Below are 23,441 nucleotides of genomic sequence, written 5' to 3'. Positions count from 1 at the left end.
CGAACCGGCCTGACCCCGAACTTGTGGGTGAACACATGAACGAGGCTAGGAAGATGGTTAGCACGGCAGGCACAAGCGCCGAGATAGAGCCGCTGATCTATGATTTGACGGGCGCGGCATGTCTCGCTGCGCTGGTCCTGGAGGCGATTCGGGAGGATGGCAGCCGGGCGACCTCCACCTCCGTCCGGGAGGCATTGGGATGGCTGGATAACCGCTTGACCGTAGCGGCTGAGAATATGCTGGCCGTCCATGAAGACCGCGCGACGCATTGGTTCACGATGATGGAGAACGACTCCATCCGGAAAGCACTGGATCGTGCGGCGGAGCGAGGCGAGGCGCGGGAAACTGCACGGGCCGCGCGGGCGTGGGATGGTAAGGACGCGCCTCTGACCGAGTCGTGATGTAGTCTGACCCTCGGCGGGGCAGGGCCGGCCAGCCCGCGCGGTTTCCGCACCGCGCAGCCCCGCCGCCTCTCGTGCGGAGCGCCAGCGGAGGCGCGTGCGATGGATGATAAGCCCGGCGACTCGCCGCTTCTGACGCGGCTGCGCGCCCTCGCCGCCGAGCTTGGGCCGCCCTTCGATTCGCCGCATGGTCAACGCGCATTAGGCATGCTGCTGTCTGCCCATACCGACGCCGAGCATAGGCGCGGCGCGGCCGAGGTGGCGCTATTCCTCTACAGGGAGTTGGCGCGCGCGCTGCCGCCGCGTCCCGCATCTGATCCGCTAAACCCTGCCGCCCGCCTCGGCCATCTGCTAATTTCGCCGCCAAATCCTGGCGCGGGAACAAAGCCCGCGCGCGATCAGCAAGCGATAGATGACGCTTGGATGCTCGGCCTGAATACGGATTTCGATACGCTGGCGCGCAGCTTGGTGAAGAGCGATGGCGTCACCCTCGCCGCCGCGCGGCGAAGGCTGGAACGGGCCGAGAAGCTGACGGGATTGAAGGCGCCGCGCCGGCTGGCCTTTGGTCGTCGTTCTCCCGCAAAGAAAGATCACTAGAGCCCGTTTTTTTGTGCGGATACTTGGATCGCCTCACAACCATGTTGAGGCACTCCGCAAATGTCGCACCCTACGCCTGACCCCCTACTCCCGGCCGAGCTTGCCGCCGCCGAGGTGGGGCTCTCCCTGCCGGCCTTCTGGCGGGCGGTGGCATCGCAGCGTCTTCCGGCGCCGCTGTATCCCGCGCCCAAGGCGCCCCGCTGGCGCCGATCCGAGTTGAATGCCGCCCTGGACGCCACGCGCGCCCTGCCGCGCGATGCGATGATGGCGCGGCGCGCGGCGCGGCTGCTGAAAGGGGCTGCGTAATGGCCCGGGTGACGCAGAAGATGGATCGGGGGCGTAGCATCGTGGCGCGGCCTGCCAGCGAGCATCTGAGCCAGATGCTTTGGGACCTAGCCGAGCATCTGGTAGGCGCAGCTCACGACGCAAAGGTCGAGGCTGTCCCTCCCTACGTCGAAGCCGCGCAGCGCCTATACGACCACCTATACGACCACGCCGCCGATGATCTTCAGCAAGAGCCGGGATGGGAAGCCGAGAAACAGCGCCTCGAACTGCGCTTCCTCTACAGCTTGTGTTTGTCGGTGCAGGACGAGTAGCGCCCATGCCCTCCCCCCGTGCGAATCATCTCCGGCTTGTGCCGGAGGTGCGGCAAGACGCGCCGAAAATCTTCCGCGACAAGCTGCACGCGCTGGCGCGCAGCCTCGCCATGGTGCCGGCAACCGGCAATGAGCCGGTTTATGTCTCCCTCGCGCGCGGCCTGGTGCATGCCGCGCAGATGGAAGGCCACGCCCGGACGCGGATCGTCCGCCATCTGGAAAAGCAGTTGGTGGCCGAGCTCTTCGCCGCCCTGCCGGCGAAGGAAAGCAGCCTCACCATTCTGCGGATGCCTCTGCCATGAACGCGGCCGAGCTCGCCACACGATTCGCGTTGAAGCGCAACGGCCGTGAGTTTCGCGGCGCCTGCCCATGCTGCGGCAAGCCTTCCCTGACCGTCGAAGACAAGGCCGGCAAGACTTTCTGGCGCTGTTTCTACGGCTGCGATCAAGGCGACCTGACCCGCGCGCTTCTCGGCGGTGAGGTGATGCACTCGCCCATGCCGGCGAGCTCGCCGAACCCCGATGAAGCGGAACGGCGGCGCAAAGCGATGGACCTATGGGGCAAGGGTGTGGAGCTCACGCCAGCCAAGCCGAGCGGCGCCCATGGTTGATCCTGTCACGGTCTATCTCACGGGCCGCCTGGTGCCGCCGCCACCCTCGGCGCCGCTGCGCTATCTCCGGGACGCGAAGCACCCCAGCGACGTGCGCCTGCCCTGCATGCTGGCGCTGGTGACGGATGCGGCCGGCCGAGGTGTCGCGGTGCATCGCACATTCCTGGCGCGCGATGGTTCTGGCAAAGCGAAGGTGGACCCCGTGCGGATGACGCTGGGGCAAGTGCGAGGCGGCGCGGTGCGCCTTTACCCGCACGGGCCGCGCCTTGTGGTGGCCGAAGGGATTGAGACGGCCCTCTCTGCCGCGCTGCTGCTGAAGCTGCCGGCATGGGCCGCCATCTCGGCCGGCAATCTTGGCGATTCGCTGATCCTCCCCGCCGAGGTGCGAGAAGTCATCATCGCGGCTGACCATGACGCTCCAGGGCGAGCGGCCGCGCAGCGTGCGGCGGCCCGGTGGAAGGCCGAGGGGCGGAAGGTGCGGATCGCCCTGCCCGACAAGCCCGGCGAGGATTTCAACGACCTTCTGAGGCGGCACGCCCATGGCGAATGATGGCTTCAGCATCGCTGATGCGGGCGACGATCCGCCTGCCGATGGTGACGCGCCCAAGCGCAACCGCCGCGACAAGCTGGCGCTGTTGCTTTCGGATGTGGACCTCTGGCGCTCGCCCGATGGTGTGGCGCATGCCAGCGTCCCCATGGGCCGGCACCGCGAACATATGCGCGTCCAGTCGCGCGACTGCCGGACCTTCCTGCTCACGGCCTTCTATGGCGCGCATGGGGCCGGCCTCTCCGGCACCGCGCTCGGCGAGACGATCAATCTCGCCGAGGCGCGCGCCCTGAGCTCCGGGGATGTGAAGCTGCCATGGCGGCGCTTCGCGCAGCACGAAGGCGACATCTGGATTGATCTCGGCGGCGGTGATCCGGAGGGCGAGCGGCGCGCGGTGCGGATCACGGGTGAAGGTTGGCGCATCATCGCGCCAGCCGAGGTGACGCCCTGCTTCCTGCGCGCGCCCGATTCGCTGCCCCTGCCATGCCCTGAGCCCGATGGCGCGAAGCCTGCCGACCTGGCGCAATTCGTCAACGCGGATGAAGACGGCTTGGCCCTGATCTGGGCTTGGCTGTTGTGTGCTGCGCGGCCCTTCGCCGAGGGTGGCAGCTATCCCATTGCCCTGCTTCATGGCGAGCAAGGGAGCGGCAAGAGCGGTGCCTCGCGTGCCCTGCAAAGCCTCATTGATCCGAGCACACTCACGGGCCGCGCCCTGCCTCGCGAAGAGCGCGACCTCTTCATCTCCGCCGCGAACCGTCACCTTCTCGCCTTCGACAATCTGAGCGGCCTCGGCGATGCCTTCGCGGATTGCTTCTGCCGCATCGCCACGGGCGGCGGTTTCTCGGCGCGCGCGCTGCATACCGATGGCGATGAGAGCATCTTCACGGCCGTTCGCCCCCTGCTGTTCAACGGGATTCCAAGCACGATCCTGGCCCGCCCCGATCTGGCGGATCGCGCCCTAAGCATCGAGCTCCGCCCCCTCGCGCAGCGACGCGAAGAGGCGGCAATCCGCGGTGATTTCCAGCGGCTGCAGCCCGGCCTTCTTGGCCTCATCTGCGATGGCCTGGCCGCCGCGCTCCGCAACATCGCTGGCATGAAGATCGCCGATCCGCCGCGCATGATGGATGCGGCCCTCTGGGCCGAGGCGGCGGCGCCAGGGCTGGGCCTGGCGCCTGGTGTCATCGCAACCGCCTGGCGCGCGAATCGCCATCAAGCCGACCGTGCCGCGCTCGAGGTGGATGACGTGGCGCAAGCCCTGGTGGCGCTGCTGAATGAGCAACGCGAAAAGGAGGGCCGCGACGAATGGCGCGGCGGGCCAACCGAGCTCTTCACGCGGCTATCGTCACTGGTGCCCGAGAGGGTGTCGCGGTCACCACTGTGGCCAAAAACCGCAAATGTCCTGGGCACCAAGCTGAAGCGTATCGCGCCAGGTATGCGCGCGGTTCACCGCATAGACTTCATCGCAGGCAAGGGCGGCGCCGATGGCGCGCGCTGGTGGCACGTCCGGCGCCTGTAGCAGCTCGGCGCCGGGTGGTGGGCCGTCCCGCCTGGTGCTGCATCCTGACGGCTTGTGGAGTGGTGCAAATGAACTTGAAGACGTTGCTGGGCATGCGCCCGAAAACGGAGAGCGTGGCCGATATTGAGGCCGCGCTCGCCGCCGCGCGCGGCGCGGGTGAGGCCGCCGCCAGGGCCGAGGCCGAGCTTCTGGCAAAGCGGGGCGGTGTGCTGCTGAGTGGCACGCCCGAAGAAGTGACGAGGGCCGAGGAAGCCCTCGCGCGCGCCAGGACGGAAGCTGAACACGCGGCAACCATGGTGCCGATCCTCGAGGCGAAGCTCGCCGATGCCATGCGCGGGGTGCAGCTCAACGCCCTGCGTGCGAAGCTGGCTGAGGCCGGCGCCAAGGCCGACGCGGCGCGGGTGGCGCTCGGCGAGCAATACCCCAAGCTCGCCGCCGCCTTGGTGCATAAGGTGCTGATCCCGGAGCGCGAAGCCCTGGCCGCCATTGAGGATGCGCGCGTGGCATTGGACGCTGCGCTTCGTGCCGGGCTGATCCAGTGGGATGATGGGGCGCCTGTTCCGGCTGAGTGGGTGCTTCCCCCGGCGCCGCTGGCCGAGCTGGCGCCCATGGTGCCCGGTGGCGTGCGTCGCCCAGCCCTTGGGGTTGAGGTGCGGCTTCCGGCCCTGACCGGGCAGGGCTGGCCCGCCGATCCAGCAACGCCCATCTGGCCGGGCGCAGGCGCGTGATGGATGGTCAAACAGTGGGGGGCGCAATACCGGGCGCCCCCCTGCCGCCAGGCGATGATTGGCCCTCACGCGGCGAGACTACCGGGTGGGTGGAAGCCGGGGCCGGCACTCAGGCAGGCCGGGTGACTTTGCTCCTGGCTCGGGAAGAAGAGATCATCGTGCAGTCGGTCCGGTGCAAGCTGACCATGGCGCAGTGTGACCTCTCGCTTCTGTCAACCGGAAGGGCACCGTTGCTGATTGAGCACCGGCAGCCCATCGAATATCTGGCCGGGGTCATTGAGGAGGCGTGGATTGATGCGGGGCGCCTCTTTGCGGTGGCGCGGCTGGCGGGGACGCCCCGCGTGGCCGAGACGCGGCGGTTACTCCGGGAGCGCGTGCTTCGGAATTGCTCCATGGGGTTGCTGCTGCGCTATGGGCGGGAGCCTGGCCCGGATGGGGTGACGCCTGTTTCGTGGTGGCGGCCTTATGAGGTCAGTCTCTGCACCCTGCCGGCCGGATGGCTCGAGGCGCCCCGCGCGAGGGTGTGACGTGCCCCTGAGCCCCAACCATTGGCATCACCCCAATGGTTGGGGCAGAACCCCTGGCGCGCGCCTTCCCGGACCCTTCCTGTCTAGATCGCACGTTCGCCCGCAGGAACTGGGGTGTCGAACCGGAATATTTCCGGTCATACCCCCCTATGGGGTGGGTCCTTCCCCCTCCGAACTCAACACGGCGGCCAAAGGCCCGGCGCCCCGGTAGTGTTTTTGAGACGGAAGGATGCAACGCAACAGCGCGTTTCACCGGAAAAATTCCTCCCACCTCTTGGCGTATCAGGCGGTATCTCGCGCCGGTTGCTGGCTGTTGCGTTGGCGTCTTTTCCCATCGGCCGCCGATCTCAACCTCGGCTGACGGGCACGGATCGGCGCCAGGCTGGCGACCCCTGGCGCGGGCTGGCGACCTTGTTGCAGCGCAGCGAGCCTTAGACATAGGCGGGTTACGGTCGACCCGGACGCGGCTGGCGCGCCTTTTCCTTTAAAAAGACAGGGAGACAGGGAAGGGCGCCAGCGGCCGGCCGGTGCGAGTGTGTTGTCTGGCAGTAGGGAAAATGCCGCCAGCCGCGTCCGGGTCGACCGGAAGTGGCGGGTTTCTGCGGTTCCGTGCTGGCGGGGGCGGGCGACTGCGGGCGAGGGTGAAGAGGAAGGCGGCGGGCTTTTGCCTTCGGCAGGGGTGTCTGTCGGACTGACACCCTTTTCGCCCGCTTCGGCGAAAAGCCCTCCCTCAATGTGCCGGGTGGGCATATTTGCGCTCCCCATTCTCGGGGAGCTCAGGGGCCGAGGCGGCCGGGCGCCTCCCGGTAAGTGTGCCCCCCGTGTGCCCCCGGCGAAAATCGGGGGCAGGGGCAAGCTGGAAATAGGGTCTAAGTCGTTGATTTGATGGAGCGGGCGAGGGGAATCGAACCCCTGACATTCAGCTTGGGAAGCTGACGTTCTACCGCTGAACTACGCCCGCGCTCAGCCTTACCCTTAGCCCTGCGCCGGCCCGCACTCAAGCCCTGCAGCATGGGCCCTACAGCATGGGCCCTACAGAACGCGCCCCGGGCCCTCAGCCGCCCCGCGCGCCGGTCGCCTGCAGGATGGGCACCCAGCGCGCCGTCTCGGCGGCGAGGAAGCGCGCCAGCGCGTCGGGCCCCGGCGCCATCATCTGCAGACCCGCCTCGGCGAAGCGCCGTTGCAGCTCGGGGCGGGCGAGGGCGACGGCCGCCGCGGCCGCCAGCCGGGCCGCCAGCGGCGCCGGCAGCCCGGCCGGCGCATACATCCCCTGCCAGGAGGAGCTGTCAAAGCCCGGCACCACATCGGCGATGCTCGGCAGATCCGGCAGCATGACCGAGCGTGTGGGCGTCGTCACGGCCAGCCCTATCACTTGGCCCGCGCGGGCCAGCGGGGCAAGCAGCGTCTGGCTGTCAATCATGAAATCCAGCCGGCCGGCGGTCAGGTCCGTCACGGCCTGGGGTGTGCCGCGATAGGGCACCACGGTGAAATCCACCCCGGCCAGCTTCTTCAGCAATTCCCCGGCGAGGTGCGATGCCGCGCCAATCCCGGTGGTGCCGAAGGTCGCCGTATCGCGCTTTTCCCGCAGCCAGCCGAGGAAACCCGGCAGGTCCCGCGCCGGGTTGGAAGGGTGCACGGCCAGAAGGAAGGGCTGCTGGGAGATGAGCGTGATCGGCGTGAAATCCCGCGCCGGGTCGGGCGCGTCATTGTACAGCGCCGGCATCACCGCATGCGCCGCGCCGCTGACCAGCAGCGTCTGCCCATCGGCCGCCGCGCGCGCCACATTCCTTGCGCCGATGGTGGCGCCCGCGCCGGGCTGGTTCTCGATCAGCAGGGTCTGGCCCAGCTCCGCGCCCATCGGCTCGGCCATCAGCCGCGCGGCCACGTCAATGATCCCGCCCGCGCCGAAGGGCACGATCACCCGGATGGCGCGGGGTTGCGCCAGCGCGGGCAGGCTGAGAGCCAATGGGGCCAGGAGCGGAGGGCCCAGCAGCGGCAGGGCGAGGATGGAACGGCGGCGCATGGCGAACTCCTGAAACGCGCGGCATCGTGCCGAAGAACCCCCCGACCCGGAAGCCCGGCCATGTCAGCCGCCAAAACGCGCGCGGGGCGTTTTCACGGCACCGCGGGTTTCGGACAAATGCCTGGCCCTGGAACCGGCCAAGATGGGGACTGATTCACGGCTTCAAGCAACGGCCGGCAAATTAGGAAATTATGCCTGAAATGTCAAGGATTTGCCACGCTGCCGCCCGGCTTCCGCCCCTTACAAAAACCCCCGCAGCGCCGCCAGAACCTCACCGGGGGCTTCCTCGGCCAGGTAATGCCCGCTTTGTACCGCATGGCCGCTGACCGGGCCGGCCGCATAGCTCCGCCACACCGCCAGCGGTTCATACCATTGGCCGATCTTTCCCTTAGCGCCCCAGAGCGCCAGCATGGGGCACGCCACCTTCTCGCCGGCCGCGCGGCTGGCGCGGTCATGCACCAGGTCCAGGCTGGCCGCGGCGCGATAATCCTCGCAGATCGCCGTCACCGTGCCGGGCAGATGCAGCGCCGCCAGGTAATCCGCCCGCGCCTCGGGGTGGAAGAAGCTGCGATCCTTCGGCTCGCGCGAGGTGTGGATGTCGAACCACATCTCCACATCCTGGCTGATCAGCCGCTCCGGCCCCGGATGCGGCTGGGCGAACCAGAACCAGTGATAGTAGCCCAGGCCAAAGGCCATATCCGCATGCTCGAAATGATGCAGCGTGGGCACGATATCCATCACGCACAGCTTCTCGACATGCGCCGCGTGGTCGAGTGCGATGCGATGCGCCAGCCGCGCCCCGCGATCATGGCTGACGATGGTAAACCGCTCAAACCCCAGGCCGCGCATGAGGCCGACCACATCCTTCGCCATCTCGCGCTTGGCATAGGGCGCGTGATCGGCACTGGCGCCCGGCTTGGCGGAAAACCCGTAGCCGCGGATATCGGCGGCGATGACGGTGAAGCGCTGCGCCAGCTCCGGCGCGACGAGATGCCACATGGCATGCGTCTGCGGGTTGCCGTGCAGCAGCAGCAAGGGCGGCCCGCTGCCGCCGCGCCGGAAGCGCACCGCCATGCCATCCACCAGCCGCGTTTCCAGCGTGAAACCATCGAAGAACAAAGCCACCTCCCCTTCACCCCTGGCGGCCGCACAAGCCGCGTCGGAGCATGCACGAAAAGAAATGCCGGGATCGTCTCGGCGGCTTCCCTTTCGGTGAAACGCGTCTAGCCTGCGCCATATTGCAACAACCATTCTACAGGACTGGGGAAACTCCAATGGCATTCGATGACGACAAGCTCTTCAAGAAGGGCCTGCCCATCCGCCGCGCCGTGCTCGGTGCCGAATATGTGGATGCCAGCATGGCCAAGGCCGACGACTTCATGATGGCCTTCCAGCGCATCACCACCTCCTGGGCCTGGGGCATGGCCTGGGGCGACCCGACGCTGAACCGCAAGACGCGCTCCATCATCAACCTCGCCATGCTGACCGCGCTCGGCAAGATCCCCGAGGTGAAGCTGCATGTGAAGGGTGCGCTCGCCAATGGCGTCACGGTGGATGAAATCCGCGCGACGCTGAGCCACGCCGCCGCCTATTGCGGCATCCCCGCCGCACTCGACGCCTTCAAGGCGGCGCATGAGGTGCTGCTGGCCGAGGGCGCGATCAAGCCCAAGCCCGAGAAGCCCGCCCGGAAGCCGAAGGCCGCGCCCAAGGCCGTCGTCGCGCCGAAGAAGGTCGCGGCCGCCAAGCCTGCCGCGGCAAAACCCAAGACGAAGAAGTAATCCCATGAAGCGCGTCGCCTTTGCCGGCATCGGCAATATGGGCTGGCCCATGGCCGCCAACCTCATCAAGGCCGGCTATGACGTCACCGTCACCGACATCTCGCCCGAGCGGGTGGCGCGCTTCGTGACGGAGGTGGGCGGCCATGCCGCCGCCTCCCCCGCCGAGGCCGCGAAGGGGGCCGATGCCTTCCTCTGCATCCTGCCCACCAGCAAGGAGGTGGCGATCGTCGCTGATGCCGTCCTGCCCGCCCTCACCGAGGGCTGCCTGTTCATTGACATGACCTCCGGCAACCCGACGAGAACCCGCGAAATTGCCGCGCGATTGGCGACGCGCGGCGTGCGCATGGTGGATTGCCCCGTCTCGGGCGGTGTCACGCGCGCGAAATCCGGTGAGCTCGCCATCATGGCCGGCGGCACCACGCCCGATCTGGACGCGGCGGAGCCCATCCTGCGCGCCATGGGCACCTCCATCCATCGCTGCGGCGAGACCGGCGCCGGCCAGGCGATGAAGGCGCTGAACAACCTGGTCAGCGCCGGCGGCTTTCTCATCGGCATCGAGGCGCTGCTGATCGGCCAGAAGCTGGGCCTGGAGCCGGGGCTGATGGTGGATGTGCTGAACGCCTCGACGGGCATGAACAATTCGACGCAGAAGAAGTTCCGGCAATTCGTGCTCTCGCGCCGCTTCGATTCGGGCTTCGGGCTGGATTTGATGGTGAAGGATCTCTCCATCGCCATCGAGGTGGGCAAGGAAGCGGGCGTGCCGACGCCGCTGGCCGCACTCACGCGGGAGCTTTGGGCGGCGGCAGCCACGCATCTGGGGCCGGGAGAGGATCATACGGCGGTGGCGAAGCTGTCGGAACGGCTGGCCAATCAGACGCTCAGCGGGGGGAATACGTAAGGGCCTCCGGCGGCCGGGGCCGTGGGCCCCGGACCCCGTTCCTTGAAGAACCGCCCGGCACGCCGCGGTCAAAGGCCAACCCAGGAATGGGGTCTGGGGCCAATGGCCCCAGCCGCCTTCAGACCAGGACGCCGTTCGACACCACGGCCAGCGGCCGCAAGCCACCCACCACCGCCTCCGCCACGCAGGACGCCTCCAGGACCACCAGATCGGCCCGCGCGCCGACCGTGATGCCGTAATCCGCGAAGCCGCAGGCGCGGGCGCCGCTGAATGTCACCGCATCCAGCGCCAGCGCCACATCCTCATCGCGCCGCAGCTCGTATTTCAGCGCCACCATCGCCGCGCGGGCCAGCATGTTCGGCGCGTTGTGCGGGCTCCAGGTGTCGCGGATATTGTCATTGCCGGCAAAGAGCGTGACGCCCAGCTCCCGCGCGCGCCTGAGCGGCGGTACGGCGCGCGATGGCGGCACCGAGGTGCAGAGCGCCACCCCCGCCTCGGCCAGCAGCGCCAGCAGCGCATCCGCCCGCGCGGCCGCCACATCGCCCAGCGCGAAGCCGTGGCTGATCACCACGCGCCCCTGCATGCCCAAGGCGCGCGCACGCTCCGCGATCAGCTCCACGCTGAAGGCGCCCAGCTCGCCCGCCTCATGCAGATGGACATCCACCGGCTTGCCATGCCGCTCCGCCAGCTTGAACACGATGTCCAGGTGCCGCACCGGATCGCGGTCAATCAGCGAGGGATCGAGGCCCCCCACCGCGTCGCAGCCCAGGCGCAGCGCCGTATCCAGCCATTCCTCCACGCCGGGCGTGCGCAGGATGCCCGATTGCGGAAAGGCGACGAGCTGGATTTCGACGCGTCCGCGCATCTCCTCGCGCAGCGCCAGCAGCTTCTCGACATGGGTGAGGCGGCTTTCCTCATCCACATCCACATGGCTGCGCAGCCGGGTGGTGCCGGCGGCCAGATGCGCCTCGCACAGCGCGCGGCCTTCGCGGGCTGCATCCATGCCGATGGCGCGCCGCGTCGCCTTCTCATTGTTGATGCGGTCCATCAGCGAGGGCCCGACCTCATTGCGCCACCAGGGCCGGCCCCAGAGCGTCTTGTCCAGGTGGCAATGGCCTTCCACCAGGCCGGGCAGCAGCAGGCGCGGCGCGCCCTCGCGCGTGCTGGGCGTCAGCGCGGTGATCCGCCCCTCGGCCACATGCACATCCACGGGCGCCCCGCCCAGCGGGCTCACATGCTGCAGGATCATGCGAGCACCCATTCGCGAAACAGCGCGAGGTCAATATTCCCGCCACAGAGGATGGTCGCCACCCGCTTGCCGCGCATCTTGTCGCGCTCCTGCATGAGGGCCGCGAAGGGGGCCGCACCCGCGCCCTCGGCCAGGTTGTGCGTGTCCGTCCAAATGGCGCGGATGGCGTCACGCACCTCGTCATCCGTGACGGTTACGATGCGCGCCGCCCCCTGGATGATCATCTCCAGCGCCGCCGGGTCCGGGATGCGGGTCGCCATGCCATCGGCCCGGGTGATGGCGCTGGGCGTTTCGACCACATGGCCGGCGGCGAAGCTTTGCGCATAGGCGTCGGCGCCGGTGGATTGCACGCCGATGATCTCCGTCTTCAGCCCCAGCAGGTCCCGCGCCATGATGCAGCCGCAGATGCCCGAACCCAGGCCGATCGGCACATAGAGCGCATCCAGTGGCGGTGCCGCGCGGAACAGCTCCAGCGCATAGGTGGCCACGCCGCGCACCAAATCCGGCGCGAAGGAGGGCGCGAAATCCAGTCCCCGCTCCGCCGCCAGTTCGCGCGCATAGTGCCGTGCCACGTCGAAATCCGCGCCATGCTCGATCAGTGTCGCACCTTGCGCGCGCATGGCGGCGTTCTTCTCGGTGGAATTGCCTTCGGGCACGATGATCGTGACGGAAATGCCGGCCTTCGCCCCCGCATAGGCGAGCGACTGGCCATGATTGCCACGCGTCGCGCTGATCACGCCGCGTGAGCGCAAATGCTCGAAATAGGTGAGCCCACCCCGCACCTTGAAGGCGCCGGTGGGCGTGTGGTTCTCGTGCTTGACCCAGACTTCGCAGCCGGCGCGCTGGGCCAGCAACGGCCAGGCATATTGCGGCGTGGCGGGGAAATGGCGCCGGATCAGGGATTCGGCGGCTTCAAGGGCGGCTAGGGTGAACATGAGGGAAGGCTAAGGCATCGTCTGGCCAAACGGAAATGCCGGGCGGTGGGGCGGTGCGAGTGGGCTTTGGTCTCGCGCGCTCATTTACTGCGCGTTGAGTGGTCTGATCGATGATTTGGGCGGCCTTCAGCATGGCGGCCAACTGGCCTTCGATGGTGATGCCTGGGGGTTTATGCGGCGGTGCAGGATGGATGACGACGCGGACGATGAGTGCCCGTGCCGTCGCTATGGCCTCAAGGTTGTCGCCGGCGCTGATGGCGTCGTGGAGGTGATCCAGGGTGGCGCGATCGGCATGTCCGAGGTTCGGCATCAGGCGAATATCGGTAGGCTTTGCGTCGGCCAGCGCCTGTCGCAGCCGATCCCGCTCCGTCTCCAGCGCTGAGAGTTTGACCTGCAGGATGGGGCTTCGTAGCCCGTTGGCGATGGCATCCACCAGATGGGCCAACGGCCTGTCCACCGCGTCGAGTTCGCGCGTCAGACGCGTCTCCCCGGCACTCGCATCCGCCGCTAGACGGTTCCATTCGGCCGTGAACTCCGCGGCAAAGAGGGCTGCGAGCTTCGGGTCCATCATTTGCCGCCCCATGGTGTCGAGGACGGTCTGCTCGAGCTTTGCCCGATTGGCGGTGTAGGGTTGGTGCAGAGGCGGAGATCGGCCTTGGTGCAGGCGCAGGCGCGCCCACGCAGAGCGGAGCAGGAGCCGCCGCAGGAGCCACAAAACACCGTGCCGGAGAGCAGGTGCTTCGGGCGGCGCTTTTCCCAGAAACGCCCCTGGGGCGCAGCCGGATCAACCGGCGTCGCCCCTGCCAAGAGGCGGGTCTGGACCTTCCGCCAAAGGGCATCATCGATGCAGCGAAGTTCCGGGACGGGCACGACGACCAGCTTCTCAGCCGCATTGCCTCGCATGCTCGACCGCCCGGAGAAGGGGTCCACGACGCGGTGGCGGCGATTCCAGACGGCCTCCCCGATGTAGAGGCGGTTGCGCGGGAACCCCGCGCCGTGGCCGCTGCGTCTGCGGATGGTGTATTGGCTGCATCCCTGACACATGGGTCCAGGGATGTGATCCTCATTGAGGCGGCGTGCGATCGCGACGGGGCTGAGGCCCGACGCGTACTCGGAGAAAATGCGGCGAGAGGCGCCGGATCGGCCACACCGAACGAGGCCTTCAGCGGCCTGCTTGAAAAAGAGCCCGTGGGGGCAAAATGCAAAACCGCGACGGATATTGAATCCACCAGTTGAATGACCGCAGCCAAGCGCGGCCTGATCCCCGCTTTTGTTTGCGAGAGCGTTCCACCCATGCAAGGCTTGGCTCTATTGTAGTGGAGATTCACGTGACTGCAGGGTTCCGCACGGGCTGGATGCTGTTGATTTCGGTTGCGTCCAACTTGCTCGCGCTGATTCTCCCATTGGCCCTTCTCCAGGTCTATGATCGGATCCTCCCGGCCGCTGAATACGGAACAGCGCTCAGCCTGTTCATCCTTGTTGGCGTCGCGATCCTCCTGGACGGGGTGCTTCGGTTGGCCCGGGCACGTGCTGTCGCCCGCGCCTCCATCCTGGCCGATTATCGGGAAAATATGGGGCTCGCCCATGCCCTTTTGGCCAGTGAGCCTCTCCGGCTCGCCACCACGGACAAGTCCGCCCGGCGCGCGGCCTTCGATGCCGTGTCCCGCGCGCGCGCCGCGAGCGGTCCCGCCGCTCGCCTGCCGCTCTTTGACCTGCCCTTCGCCGCCATCTTCCTGGCGCTTGTCTGGTTCATCGGCGGCCAACTGGTGCTGCTTCCCCTTCTCATCCTGGCGCTGTTTGCGCTGTTGGCGGCCGGCCTCGCCCGACACCATCGCGCAGTCGGCATCCGGCGCGCCGCGGCGGAGCAGGCGGTGCGTGGCCGCATGGAAGATGCGCTGGACGGGCTGCTCGATGGCAAGGGGTTCGGCCTTGCCGGGCGGCTGATGCAACGGCTTGACGCCGCCATGCTCGATCACGCGCGCGAAACTGAGCGCGCGGAGCGGGGAGAGAGCCTGCTGACGGACGGAATCCAGCTCGCCGCCCTGACAGCGACCCTCGCGATCACCCTGGCCGGCGCTCTGCTGGTGCTGCGGGGCGAGATGACGACGGGCGGATTGGCCGCCTGCTCGCTCCTGGGGGGGCGCGCCGTCTCGGCCGGGCTGGGCGCCTTTGGCAGTCTGGCACGCCGCAGCATTGCCAAGGCGTCTGTCAGCCAGTTGGACGGTTTCCGCAGGGCGCTCACCTTGCCCGAGCAGGCCGGTGCGGCGCCCCTTGCCTTGGACCCGGGCATCGCGCTGGTCATGCGCGATGTGCTGGTGCGGGCCGCGGCGCATACCCCCATCAGCCATATCCTCGCCGAAGGCCGCATCGCGCGCGTGACCGGCGGCGATGCCGCGCTCCGCCAGGATGTCCTGCTGGCCGCGGGCGGATTCCAGGCGGTTGCGGCAGGCAGCCTTGTGCGGGCCGGCGCGGCCATCTTCGTGCCGGAGCAGCCCGAACTCTTTGACGGAACCGTGCTGGACAACCTCACCGGCTGGGACCCCGGCCGGACGGCCCAGGCGCGTGGTCTCGCCGTGGCGCTGGGCCTTGCGGCGCTGCTGGACGCGCAGCCGGACGGCCTGCAGGCGCCCATCGGTTCGATGCTGCTGAGCGGCATGAGCGAAGGCGTGGCGAAGCGCGTGGCCCTGATCCGAGCCCTGGCGAGCGACGCACCGCTGCTGCTGCTCCACCATCCCGAATTCGGCCTGGATATCGAGGGCCGGCAGCGCCTCGCGCGGGTCTTGGGCGCGGCCCGGCAGGCCATCCTGCTGGTCACGGACGACCCCATGCTCATCCCCCTGGCCGGCGAGACGATCCCCCTGACCGAGACCCGGGGCCTGGACCGAATGGCGGCATGAGCGGCGTGTCCCCTTCGCTTGCCGCCTTGTCCGGCCCTCTCGGTGGTGTGTTGCTGCCGCTGCTGCGGGCGCTGGGCAATCAGCGGGGCGAGGCGGTGGTGATCTCCGCACTCGGCGACCCGGACCAGCCGCTGGCGTTCGGCCCCTTCGCCAGCACGCTGGAGCGGCTCGGCTATGATGTCAGCCAGGGTGCCCGTGCGCGGGGGCGCTGGCGCCAGGCCGTCGACGGAGCGCTGGTGGCGCAGCAGCCCGGCGGCGAGGTGGCGGTGCTGCTCAAGCGGGCCGGGCAGATCTTCTCGGTTGGCGCGGAGGGGCCGCCGGCCCCCATCACGGGAAGCGAGGCGGACCAACGCGTCGGCGGCGCCCAGGCCGTGCTCCATGCGCGGGCCATGTTCGACCTGCCGCTGACGGAGTTCGACGAGGATTTGCGCCATGTGCTGACGGCGGGCTTCGTAGTCAGCCTGGTGGCCAACCTCTTCGCGCTTGCCATCCCTTTCCTGGTCATGGCGGTCTATGACCGGGTGATCGGCGGCGCCTCGCCCGAGATCGTGCCCGGGCTCGCCATCGGTGGCGCGCTGGTGCTGCTGGCGCTGCTGGCCTTGCGTCTCGCGCGTGGCCGGCTGCTCGCCGCCGCCCATGCCCGCTTCGGCTATGCGGTGCAGAAGCGCGTGGCGCAGCGCCTGTTGCGCGCGCCGGTCGCCATCGCCGGGCGCTTCCAGGGCCATGCCGCCATCGCGCGCCTGACCGAGGCCTGGCGCCCCGTGGACCCGCTTTCGCATGCACTCAGCACCAGTGTGTTTGATGCGCCCTTCATCCTGCTGAGCCTCGCGGCGGTCGCGGCCATTGGTGGCTGGATCGTTCTGGTACCTCTGCTCTACCTCGTCATGTTCCTGGGCGTCGCGCTGCTGCTCGAACGGCGTTCGCGGCTGCAGCTGCAACTGGCGGGTGCTGCGGCGGCGCAGCGCGAGGCGATGCTGGCCGAACTCGCCGGCAAGGCGGAGGCGCTGCGTTATGCCGGGCTGGAGGCGGCCTGGCTCGGTCGCTTCGCGGAGCAGCAGCGTCATGCCGCCGGCACCGCGATGCACGCCGCCACGCGCGCCGCCTTCGGCCAGTCCCTGGGCTACGTGCTGGGGACCGGCATGGCGCTGGCAACGCTGGCGGCGGGCGTCGGCCTGGTGCTGGAAGGCGCCATGACGGCGGGCGGGCTGATCGCGACCATGCTGCTGGTCTGGCGCATCAATGGGCCCTCCCAGGCGCTGTTCTTCTCGCTTGGCCGGCTGCGACAGGCCGGCCAACAACGGGCGCGGCTGGAGGCGGTGCTGAAGACCCCCATCGAGGCCGACCCGCCGAACCGCCTGCATCCCGCGAGCCGGACCGTGCCGGAGATTCAGCTGGACCGCGTGAGCTACCGCCACGCCGGTGCCGCCGAACAGGCCTTGACCGGGATCTCGCTGCGCATCGCCCCGGGCGAGGTGGTGGCCGTGGTCGGGCCCACGGGCTGCGGCAAATCCACCCTGCTGCAGCTTCTGGCCGGGCTGCTGCAACCTCAGCTCGGCGCCGTGCTGGTGGATGGGCGGAACCTGGCCCAGATGGATCCCGATGAGTATCGCCTGATCACCATGGGCTTCGTGCCGCGCAAGCCGCATGTCTTTCGTGTCCCGCTGGAGGAGAATGTGGCGCTGGCGGCACCCTGGCTCTCGGGGCCGGCGCTGCGCGCGGTGCTCCCGGAGGGATGGGCCGAAGGGAAGGCCGGGCCTTCGCTGGCTCAGGCAGCACGGTTGGGCGCGGCGCGCCTCCAGGCCAAGGCGCCACCCGTGGTCATCATGGATACGCCACTGCGCGGTGCCGCGGACCCGGCTCGACCGGACTTCGAGGCTTTCCTGAGTGAGCGGCGCGGCCAGGCTAGCGTGATCTTCGCCGCCGATGATCCCGCGGTCGCGGCGCTGGCGGACAAGGTGATCGTGCTGAACCGCGGCCAGGTCGTGTATTTCGGCCCGCCGCGCATGCCGGTGCCGGCAGAACCAGCGCCATCTGTGGAGACCGCATGACCGAGAACGCTTCCCCGGACGATCCCTATCTCGATGACGGCGTGATCCGTCACACGCTGAATCTGGCGGCCCTGGTCATCATCATGGTTGTCGCCGCGGCGATCGCCTGGGCGGTGGTCACCCCGGTGGATGAGATCGCGCGGGCGCAGGGCGCGGTGGTGCCCACCGGCAATGTGCAGGTGGTGGACGCCCGCGATGGCGGCCTGGTCCAGGAGGTCTTCACCCGGGAGGGCGCGGAGGTCCGCCAGGGCGCGCCCATCCTGCGTTTCAACCGCGTGCGCGAGGCAGCGGAGCTGGCCACCGCACTCGCCAACCGCGCCGCGGCCGAGATCGCGATCGAGCGCCTCAGCGCCTTCATTGACGACCGTGCCCCGGATTTCAGCGCCTTCGCCGCGCAATACCCGAACCTCGTGGCGCGTGAGCAAGCGGCGCTGGACGCGCAGCGGCGGCTGCTGGGCGCCGAAATGAGCACGGTGGAGCAGCAGATCGTCGCGCGTCGGGCGCAGTTGGCCGCGATCGGCGAGCAATTGCCCGCCTTCGAGGATGAGATCAGGGCGCTGACCGCCTCACGCGAGATGATCGAGGGGCTGGCAACGCGCGGCCTGGCCTCGCAGCTGCGCGTGGCGGATCTGATCGAGCAGCAGGCCCGCGCGAACCGCGCCTTCGCCGAGGCGCGCGGCCAGCGCCTGGTGACCATGGGCCAGTTGGCTGAGCTTGACGTCGCCATGCAGGGCAGGCGCCAACGCGCCCAGGCCGAAGCGGCTGAGCACCGCGTCGAGGCTGGCGTGCGCTTCCGCAGCCTGACCGAGCAGGTGGCCACCCTCCGCGACCGGGTGGAGAATGCGGTGGTGACGGCGCCCGTCTCCGGCCTGGTGCAATCCCTGCCGGCACCGCGGGCAGGGATGGTGGTGAACCCGGGCGGCACGGTGGCCGAGATCGTGCCCAGCGCCGAAGGGCTGCAGTTCGAGGCCCGCCTGTCACCGCGCGATGTGGGTTTCGTCACCCCGGGCCAGCGTGCGCGGGTGAAGGTGGATGCCTATGATTTCAGCCGGTTCGGGGCACTGACGGGTGAGGTGGTATCGGTCTCCGCCACCACCGTGAGCGACCCGCGCACGCCACCCTATTACCGGCTGCGTATTCGCCTGGACCAGACCGGTTTCCGCGATGACCCGGGCTTGCAGCTCCAGGCCGGGATGACGGGCGAGGCCGATGTGACGACCGGCGCGAAGACGGTGTTCCGCTACCTCTGGAAGCCGATCTACACCGTGCTCGACCTGGCCTTCACGGAGCGCTGAACATGCCCGGATGGCGGCAGGCATGAGCACGGAAGATCCCAAGCCCCGGCCAGGCGCCGAGGAGGCTGTGAACGCCCCGAGCCCAGCGCGGGCGCCGGCGCGACCGCGCATCTGGGAGGAGATTTTCGCCTGGGTCTGGCGCGGCGGACGCCCCATACCCTCCGCGGCCGAGCCGCCGCCGCCGGTGGCTGGCGTCAGGGTGGCGCCGCCGCATGGCAGCAGTGGCTGGATGCCGGAAGCTCAACCCGCGTCGCCGCCAGAGATCGAGCCGGGCAAAGCTGCGGATCATGGAGCCCTGAAAGCGGCGCCTGTCACGCCGGATCCCGACGTGACCTCCCGGGCCACGAATGGGGTAGCTTTGCCGCAGCCGGCCGTTGGCTCGCCGGATGTGATGCCGCCCAACCAGTCGCCGCAGATGAAGGAGCTGCCGCCGCAGGGACCTGGCCCGCAGGACCCGCCGCTGGTTCAGCCGCCATTGCCGCAGCCCAACCTCCCGCCCGTGGCGAAGGAACCGCCACCGCAGGGGCCGGGCCCACAGGATCCGCCGCTGGTCCAGCCGCCATTGCCGCATCCGCATCTGCCGCCGGTGGCGAAGGAACCGCCGCCGCAGGGACCTGGCCCGCAGGACCCGCCACTGGTCCAGCCGCCATTGCCGCATCCGCATCTGCCGCCGGTGGCGAAGGAACCGCCGCCGCAGGGACCTGGCCCGCAGGACCCGCCACTGGTCCAGCCGCCATTGCCGCATCCGCATCTGCCTCCGCAGATGAAGGAGCCGCCGCCGCAGGGTCCTGGCCCACAGGATCCGCCGCTGGTCCAGCCGCCATTGCCGCATCCGCATCTGCCTCCGCAGATGAAGGAGCCGCCGCCGCAGGGTCCTGGCCCACAGGACCCGCCGCTGGTCCAGCCACCGTTGCCGCATCCGCATCTGCCGCCCGTCTTGAAGGAACCGCCGCCGCAGGGTCCTGGCCCGCAGGACCCGCCGCTGGTTCAGCCGCCATTGCCGCAGCCGCATCTCCCGCCGGTGGCGAAGGAACCGCCGCCGCAAGGTCCCGGTCCGCAGGACCCGCCACTGGTCCAGCCGTCATTGCCGCATCCGCATCTGCCTCCGCAGATGAAGGAGCCGCCGCCGCAGGGTCCTGGCCCACAGGATCCGCTGCTGGTCCAGCCGCCATTGCCGCAGCCGCATCTGCCGCCGGTGGCGAAGGAACCGCCGCCGCAGGGTCCTGGCCCGCAGGACCCGCCGCTCGTCCAGCCACCGCTGCCGCAGCCCAACCTCCCGCCCGTGGCGAAGGAGCCGCCACCGCAGGGTCCTGGCCCGCAGGACCCGCCGCTCGTCCAGCCGCCCCTGCCGCAGCCGCATCTGCCGCCGCAGATGAAGGAGCCGCCGCTGCAAGGGCCGGGCCCGCAGGACCCGCCGCTCGTCCAGCCGCCGCTGCCGCAGCCGCATCTGCCGCCGCAGATGAAGGAGCCGCCGCTGCAAGGTCCTGGCCCGCAGGACCCGCCGCTCGTCCAGCCGCCCCTGCCGCAGCCGCATCTGCCGCCGCAGATGAAGGAGCCGCCGCCGCAGGGTCCTGGCCCGCAGGACCCGCCGCTCGTCCAGCCGCCCCTGCCGCAGCCGCATCTGCCGCCGCAGATGAAGGAGCCGCCGCTGCAAGGGCCGGGCCCACAGGATCCGCCGCTCGACCAGCCGCCATTGCCGCAGCCGCATCTGCCGCCGGCGGTCCAAACGCCGCCGGGCCAGACACCCACCGGCCAGCAACCGCCGCTCGACCAGCCGCCGCTGCCGCAGCCACAACTGCCGCCAGTGGTCCAAACGCCACCCGGCCAGACACCCACCGGACAGCAGCCTCCGCTCGACCAGCCGCCGCTGCCACAGCCGCAACTGCCGCCGGTGCTCCAAACACCACCCGGCCAGACGCCGACGGACCAGCAACCGCCGCTCGATCGACCGCCGCTGCCACAGCCGCAACTGCCGCCGGTGGTCCAAACACCACCCGGCCAGACACCCACCGGACAGCAGCCTCCGCTCGACCAGCCGCCGCTGCCGCCGGTGGTGCCGGTGCCGCCGGGCCAGATACCGACGGGCCAGCAGCCTCCGCTCGATCAGCCACCACTAACGCAGCCACAACTGCCGCCGGCGGTCCAAACGCCGCCGGGCCAGACACCCACCGGACAGCAGCCTCCGCTCGACCAGCCGCCGCTGCCACAGCCGCAACTGCCGCCGGTGGTGCAGGTGCCGCCGGGCCAGATACCGACGGGCCAGCAGCCTCCGCTCGATCAGCCGCCGCTGCCACAGCCGCAACTGCCGCCGGCGGTCCAAACGCCGCCCGGCCAGACGCCGACGGGCCAGCAGCCTCCGCTCGATCAACCGCCGCTGCCGCCGCCACAACTGCCGCCGGCGGTCCAAACGCCGCCCGGCCAGACGCCGACGGGCCAGCAACCGCCGCTCGCTCAACCACCGCTGCCGCAGCCACAACTGCCGCCGGTGCTCCAAACGCCACCCGGCCAGACGCCGACGGGCCAGCAACCGCCGCTCGATCAACCGCCGCTGCCACAGCCGCAACTGCCGCCGGCGGTCCAAACGCCGCCCGGCCAGACGCCGACGGGCCAGCAACCGCCGCTCGCTCAACCACCGCTGCCGCCGCTACAACTGCCGCCGGCGGTCCAAACGCCGCCCGGCCAGACGCCGACGGGCCAGCAACCGCCGCTCGACCAGCCGCCGCTGCCGCAGCCACAACTGCTGCCAGTGGTCCAAACGCCATCCGGCCAGACGCCGACGGGCCAGCAACCGCCGCTCGATCAACCGCCGCTGCCACAGCCGGACCTGCCGCCGGTGGTCCAAACGCCGCCGGGTCAGATACCGACGGGCCAGCAGCCACCGCTCGATCAGCCGCCGCTGCCGCAACCGCAACTGCCGCCACCGATCAACCAGGAGCCCGATTTCGTCGCCCCACGAGGCGACGTGACCGAGGATCGGAACGTCACGCCCCCGGGCTTCCTCGTCACAACCGGCAAGGTCATCGTCTTCGATCCCGATCCCGGCCAAAGCCGCGTCCAGCCAGCGGAACTGCACGGCCATTACGGCACCCTGATCCTGCAGCCCGATGGCGCCTGGACCTATTCGGCCAGGAACGACCAGCCGGCCGTCCAGCAGCTCAACCAGGGCGAGGCGCTGCAAGAGATCTTCACCATCCACAGCGAGGACGGCACCCCACAGAAGATCCTCATCAACATCCACGGCACCGATGATCACGCGATCATCGAGTCCACGCCCCTCGTGGTGCAGGAGGATGTGAACGTCACCGGCGGTGGCCTGCTCATCGCCAGCGGCTTCGTGGCGGTGGAGGACCCCGATCCAGGCCAGGCGCATGTGGTGCCGGGCACCATCGCCGGCAGCTACGGCACCTTCGTCGTGGATGCCGATGGCTCCTGGCGCTACGCCGCGCAGAACAGCCAGCCGGCCATCCAGTCGCTCGGCGCCGGCGATCACCTGACCGACACCGTGCGCATCCATAGCCTGGACGGCACGATGCATGAGTTGCACGTGACCATCCAGGGAACGAACGATGCCGCGCAGATCACCTCCACGCGCGAGGATGTGACCGAGGATCGCAACGTCTCGTCTGCCGGCCTGCTCCTCGCGACGGGCAGCCTGAGCGTGGCGGATCGCGACGACGGCCAGGATCACATGGTGCCGCAGACCCTCGCAGGGCAGTACGGCACCTTCGTCATCCATGCGGACGGCACCTGGCGCTACGCGGCGCCCAACAGCCAGGCCGCGATCCAGGCCCTCGGCGCGGGGGATACGCTGACCGAGCGCGTTCAGCTTCACAGCGCCGACGGCACGATGCATCAGCTGCAGGTCACCATTCACGGCACGAATGATGCCGCCAGCTTCCGCTCGACCCCGGGAGAGGTGACGGAGGACCGCCAGGTCAGCCCATCGGGGCTGCTGACCACGGCAGGCGTGGTCGTGGTGACGGACACCGACCACGACCAGAACCACTTGGTGCCGCAGACCCTGGACGGGCGCTACGGCAGTTTTGTCGTCAATGCCGATGGCAGTTGGCGCTACAGCGCGGAGAACGCCCAGCCCGAAATCCAGGACCTGCGCCAGGGTGAGACACTCACCGAGACGGTCCGCGTCCATGCCATGGATGGGAGCACACACGAGATCCAGGTGCTGATCCATGGCCGGAATGAAGCCTGGGAGGGCGGTGGTGCCATCAGCGGTTCCGTCACCAGCAGCCACGCGGGATGGTTGAGCGGCTGGCAAGCCTCGGGCATGGGCGGCTACGACCACGGGGAACATGGCCGGGGCGCCCCGCCACCCGAGGGGCCAGCCCCACAGGATGAGCCTGGCCATGCCCCGGCCGGCTATGAAAGCCTGATCCCCGCAACCGCCGAGCCTGCTGATGCGCCGGACCCGGTGGGCAACCCCTATCTGACAGCTCTGGGGGCGGAGGCCGCAGCTTCGGCACCGCCCGACGCTGATGCCGGCGACGTGTCCATCGTCCCACTCACCCCCGCGGTGGACCCGCTCTCGGAGATTCCGCACGGACCGAACGCGGCCGAAGATGCGAATGATCCGGCGAACCCGGGCCATGAGGCTGCCGCAGCCCTTGGATCACCGGAGCCGCTGCCGGAAGATCCCACCTTGTCGGGCCACCTGCCGCACGACATTCATGACCGGTGATCCGCTCAGCGGGGCGATGATCCGGCTGCATCCCCCGCCAAATGGGATGGCGCTTCAGCCTGGGCCATCGTGAGCGCGCACGCGATGTTGGCCATGCAAG

At 69.3% G+C, this 23,441-nt stretch carries 21 protein-coding genes and 1 tRNA gene; 16 read left to right on the top strand and 6 right to left on the bottom strand.

Translation table 11 applies throughout. The features are described from left to right. The first annotated feature begins 53 nt into the window (after positions 1-53). The 10 genes from LHU95_RS22865 (at position 54) to LHU95_RS22820 (ending at position 5,522) form a co-directional block, all read left to right on the top strand. Positions 54-401, top strand: coding sequence for a hypothetical protein (locus LHU95_RS22865; RefSeq protein ID WP_248709257.1), 348 nt, complete (start codon positions 54-56; stop codon positions 399-401). A gap of 102 nt (positions 402-503) precedes the next feature. Beyond that, positions 504-998, top strand: a complete 495-nt coding sequence (locus LHU95_RS22860) for a hypothetical protein (RefSeq protein ID WP_248709256.1) — start codon at positions 504-506, stop codon at positions 996-998. A 60-nt stretch (positions 999-1,058) separates the two neighbouring features. Continuing rightward, positions 1,059-1,304 (top strand): hypothetical protein, encoded by a 246-nt coding sequence (locus LHU95_RS22855; protein WP_248709255.1) that lies wholly within the window; start codon positions 1,059-1,061, stop codon positions 1,302-1,304. Next, on the top strand, positions 1,304-1,594 hold the full coding sequence (locus LHU95_RS22850; protein ID WP_248709254.1) for a hypothetical protein: 291 nt from the start codon (positions 1,304-1,306) through the stop codon (positions 1,592-1,594). Before LHU95_RS22855 ends, LHU95_RS22850 begins: the two co-directional genes overlap by 1 nt. Before the next feature lie 5 nt (positions 1,595-1,599). Beyond that, positions 1,600-1,896, top strand: a complete 297-nt coding sequence (locus LHU95_RS22845) for a hypothetical protein (RefSeq protein ID WP_248709253.1) — start codon at positions 1,600-1,602, stop codon at positions 1,894-1,896. Beyond that, positions 1,893-2,204 carry a hypothetical protein gene (locus tag LHU95_RS22840; protein WP_248709252.1) on the top strand — a complete coding sequence of 104 codons (312 nt, stop codon included), beginning with the start codon at positions 1,893-1,895 and terminating at the stop codon, positions 2,202-2,204. Before LHU95_RS22845 ends, LHU95_RS22840 begins: the two co-directional genes overlap by 4 nt. After that, positions 2,197-2,754, top strand: a complete 558-nt coding sequence (locus tag LHU95_RS22835) for a toprim domain-containing protein (protein ID WP_248709251.1) — start codon at positions 2,197-2,199, stop codon at positions 2,752-2,754. Before LHU95_RS22840 ends, LHU95_RS22835 begins: the two co-directional genes overlap by 8 nt. Then, a complete protein-coding gene (locus tag LHU95_RS22830; protein WP_248709250.1) occupies positions 2,744-4,267 on the top strand; it encodes a hypothetical protein in 1,524 nt (507 codons plus the stop codon). Before LHU95_RS22835 ends, LHU95_RS22830 begins: the two co-directional genes overlap by 11 nt. Before the next feature lie 17 nt (positions 4,268-4,284). Beyond that, positions 4,285-4,995, top strand: coding sequence for a hypothetical protein (locus tag LHU95_RS22825; protein WP_248709249.1), 711 nt, complete (start codon positions 4,285-4,287; stop codon positions 4,993-4,995). A 230-nt stretch (positions 4,996-5,225) separates the two neighbouring features. Then, positions 5,226-5,522: a hypothetical protein gene (locus LHU95_RS22820; RefSeq protein WP_248709248.1), complete on the top strand. Its 297-nt coding sequence runs from the start codon at positions 5,226-5,228 to the stop codon at positions 5,520-5,522. Positions 5,523-6,408: 886 nt separating this feature from the next. Here LHU95_RS22820 and LHU95_RS22815 read toward each other — a convergent pair. The 3 genes from LHU95_RS22815 to LHU95_RS22805 all read right to left on the bottom strand — a co-directional run bounded on the left by LHU95_RS22815 (position 6,409) and on the right by LHU95_RS22805 (position 8,670). Continuing rightward, positions 6,409-6,483 (bottom strand) — tRNA-Gly (locus LHU95_RS22815). Positions 6,484-6,576: 93 nt separating this feature from the next. After that, entirely contained in the window at positions 6,577-7,545 is a 969-nt protein-coding gene (locus LHU95_RS22810) for a tripartite tricarboxylate transporter substrate-binding protein (protein WP_248709247.1), read from the bottom strand. 240 nt (positions 7,546-7,785) lie between these two features. Further along, positions 7,786-8,670 (bottom strand): alpha/beta hydrolase, encoded by an 885-nt coding sequence (locus LHU95_RS22805; RefSeq protein WP_349292641.1) that lies wholly within the window; start codon positions 8,668-8,670, stop codon positions 7,786-7,788. Positions 8,671-8,819: 149 nt separating this feature from the next. Here LHU95_RS22805 and LHU95_RS22800 point away from each other — a divergent pair, with 149 nt between their 5' ends. Next, the gene (locus LHU95_RS22800; RefSeq protein ID WP_248709246.1) at positions 8,820-9,323 is read left to right on the top strand and encodes a carboxymuconolactone decarboxylase family protein; all 504 of its coding nucleotides are present in this window, start codon (positions 8,820-8,822) and stop codon (positions 9,321-9,323) included. 4 nt (positions 9,324-9,327) lie between these two features. After that, on the top strand, positions 9,328-10,221 hold the full coding sequence (locus LHU95_RS22795) for an NAD(P)-dependent oxidoreductase (protein ID WP_248709245.1): 894 nt from the start codon (positions 9,328-9,330) through the stop codon (positions 10,219-10,221). A 118-nt stretch (positions 10,222-10,339) separates the two neighbouring features. Here the strand turns inward: LHU95_RS22795 and LHU95_RS22790 are convergent, their stop codons facing one another. Genes LHU95_RS22790 through LHU95_RS22780 form a run of 3 tightly spaced genes read right to left on the bottom strand, consistent with a single transcriptional unit; the run spans position 10,340 to position 12,973 of the window. Further along, positions 10,340-11,470 (bottom strand): amidohydrolase, encoded by a 1,131-nt coding sequence (locus LHU95_RS22790; RefSeq protein ID WP_248709244.1) that lies wholly within the window; start codon positions 11,468-11,470, stop codon positions 10,340-10,342. Next, complete coding sequence (locus LHU95_RS22785) at positions 11,467-12,405, bottom strand: threonine dehydratase (protein ID WP_248709243.1); 939 nt, start codon at positions 12,403-12,405, stop codon at positions 11,467-11,469. The genes LHU95_RS22790 and LHU95_RS22785 overlap by 4 nt, the downstream gene beginning before the upstream one ends. Beyond that, positions 12,383-12,973, bottom strand: coding sequence for a hypothetical protein (locus LHU95_RS22780; protein ID WP_248709242.1), 591 nt, complete (start codon positions 12,971-12,973; stop codon positions 12,383-12,385). The genes LHU95_RS22785 and LHU95_RS22780 overlap by 23 nt, the downstream gene beginning before the upstream one ends. Positions 12,974-13,637: 664 nt before the next feature. On the opposite strand from LHU95_RS22780, the gene LHU95_RS22775 reads away from it, so the two are divergent. The 4 genes from LHU95_RS22775 to LHU95_RS22760 all read left to right on the top strand — a co-directional run bounded on the left by LHU95_RS22775 (position 13,638) and on the right by LHU95_RS22760 (position 23,341). Further along, on the top strand, positions 13,638-15,302 hold the full coding sequence (locus LHU95_RS22775; RefSeq protein WP_248709241.1) for an ABC transporter transmembrane domain-containing protein: 1,665 nt from the start codon (positions 13,638-13,640) through the stop codon (positions 15,300-15,302). Then, complete coding sequence (locus tag LHU95_RS22770) at positions 15,299-17,350, top strand: ATP-binding cassette domain-containing protein (protein WP_248709240.1); 2,052 nt, start codon at positions 15,299-15,301, stop codon at positions 17,348-17,350. The genes LHU95_RS22775 and LHU95_RS22770 overlap by 4 nt, the downstream gene beginning before the upstream one ends. Further along, complete coding sequence (locus LHU95_RS22765; RefSeq protein ID WP_248709239.1) at positions 17,347-18,645, top strand: HlyD family type I secretion periplasmic adaptor subunit; 1,299 nt, start codon at positions 17,347-17,349, stop codon at positions 18,643-18,645. Before LHU95_RS22770 ends, LHU95_RS22765 begins: the two co-directional genes overlap by 4 nt. Positions 18,646-18,973: 328 nt before the next feature. Then, positions 18,974-23,341, top strand: a complete 4,368-nt coding sequence (locus LHU95_RS22760; protein ID WP_248709238.1) for a VCBS domain-containing protein — start codon at positions 18,974-18,976, stop codon at positions 23,339-23,341. Positions 23,342-23,441: the final 100 nt, after the last annotated feature.

This window comes from Sediminicoccus sp. KRV36 (assembly GCF_023243115.1).
Taxonomy (GTDB): domain Bacteria; phylum Pseudomonadota; class Alphaproteobacteria; order Acetobacterales; family Acetobacteraceae; genus Roseococcus.
Note: the sequence above shows the minus strand (reverse complement) of the source record. Positions and strands in the feature narration are given on the sequence as shown.

What these genes read in the sequence shown, in the direction of transcription:
- LHU95_RS22865 (WP_248709257.1), top strand. Translation starts at nt 54, where the DNA reads ATGGTTAGCACGGCAGGCACAAGCGCCGAGATAGAGCCGCTGATCTAT.
- LHU95_RS22860 (WP_248709256.1), top strand. Translation starts at nt 504, where the DNA reads ATGGATGATAAGCCCGGCGACTCGCCGCTTCTGACGCGGCTGCGCGCC.
- LHU95_RS22855 (WP_248709255.1), top strand. Translation starts at nt 1,059, where the DNA reads ATGTCGCACCCTACGCCTGACCCCCTACTCCCGGCCGAGCTTGCCGCC.
- LHU95_RS22850 (WP_248709254.1), top strand. Translation starts at nt 1,304, where the DNA reads ATGGCCCGGGTGACGCAGAAGATGGATCGGGGGCGTAGCATCGTGGCG.
- LHU95_RS22845 (WP_248709253.1), top strand. Translation starts at nt 1,600, where the DNA reads ATGCCCTCCCCCCGTGCGAATCATCTCCGGCTTGTGCCGGAGGTGCGG.
- LHU95_RS22840 (WP_248709252.1), top strand. Translation starts at nt 1,893, where the DNA reads ATGAACGCGGCCGAGCTCGCCACACGATTCGCGTTGAAGCGCAACGGC.
- LHU95_RS22835 (WP_248709251.1), top strand. Translation starts at nt 2,197, where the DNA reads ATGGTTGATCCTGTCACGGTCTATCTCACGGGCCGCCTGGTGCCGCCG.
- LHU95_RS22830 (WP_248709250.1), top strand. Translation starts at nt 2,744, where the DNA reads ATGGCGAATGATGGCTTCAGCATCGCTGATGCGGGCGACGATCCGCCT.
- LHU95_RS22810 (WP_248709247.1), bottom strand. Translation starts at nt 7,545, where the DNA reads ATGCGCCGCCGTTCCATCCTCGCCCTGCCGCTGCTGGGCCCTCCGCTC.
- LHU95_RS22800 (WP_248709246.1), top strand. Translation starts at nt 8,820, where the DNA reads ATGGCATTCGATGACGACAAGCTCTTCAAGAAGGGCCTGCCCATCCGC.
- LHU95_RS22795 (WP_248709245.1), top strand. Translation starts at nt 9,328, where the DNA reads ATGAAGCGCGTCGCCTTTGCCGGCATCGGCAATATGGGCTGGCCCATG.
- LHU95_RS22790 (WP_248709244.1), bottom strand. Translation starts at nt 11,470, where the DNA reads ATGATCCTGCAGCATGTGAGCCCGCTGGGCGGGGCGCCCGTGGATGTG.
- LHU95_RS22785 (WP_248709243.1), bottom strand. Translation starts at nt 12,405, where the DNA reads ATGTTCACCCTAGCCGCCCTTGAAGCCGCCGAATCCCTGATCCGGCGC.
- LHU95_RS22780 (WP_248709242.1), bottom strand. Translation starts at nt 12,973, where the DNA reads ATGGACCCGAAGCTCGCAGCCCTCTTTGCCGCGGAGTTCACGGCCGAA.
- LHU95_RS22770 (WP_248709240.1), top strand. Translation starts at nt 15,299, where the DNA reads ATGAGCGGCGTGTCCCCTTCGCTTGCCGCCTTGTCCGGCCCTCTCGGT.
- LHU95_RS22765 (WP_248709239.1), top strand. Translation starts at nt 17,347, where the DNA reads ATGACCGAGAACGCTTCCCCGGACGATCCCTATCTCGATGACGGCGTG.